The organism is Vibrio sp. 10N.222.46.A1, from assembly GCF_041473595.1.
Classification (GTDB): Bacteria; Pseudomonadota; Gammaproteobacteria; order Enterobacterales; family Vibrionaceae; genus Vibrio; species Vibrio tasmaniensis_A.
Genome location: NZ_JBFRSN010001710.1, coordinates 1 through 443, shown reverse-complemented (window position 1 = coordinate 443; position 443 = coordinate 1). Strand labels below are relative to the sequence as shown.

At 37.2% G+C, this 443-nt stretch carries 1 protein-coding gene; it reads right to left on the bottom strand.

The genetic code is table 11. From position 1 onward, the window contains the following. A partial coding sequence (locus AB4496_RS28980) for a TetR/AcrR family transcriptional regulator (protein ID WP_372133569.1) occupies positions 1 to 443 on the bottom strand: 443 nt, incomplete at its 3' end.

Below are 443 nucleotides of genomic sequence, written 5' to 3'. Positions count from 1 at the left end.
GTAAAGAGTTGATCTATTTTGTGGAACATTTTTCGTTCAATCTCTTTGGTCTCATGGCTGCGAATACAAGGTAAAGAGTCGTATTGAGCTCTATTCTTTAAATTGCAGATGTTTGATCCCGAGAGCTCGAAAATGTTGAGCCACATTTTTCTAAATCGTTCTTTTAGACTCATCGAATCTTCAACGCCTTGCTGAATTAAACCAGCATTTCGTTGAGTGACAGCTAAGCGAACTTGTTGTAATAGTTCTTCTTTGTCTGAGAAGTAGCGATAAATAGTTCCAGCCGCAACTCCTGCTTCTTTAGCTAGTTTATGCATAGAAAGTCCGTGAAAGCCTGATTCAGCAATCAGTTTTTCGGCGGCATCTATAATTTGTTGTCTTTTATCTATCATAGAATAAAAACCAGACAGTGATAATATACTCACTAATGAATGAACGTTCAT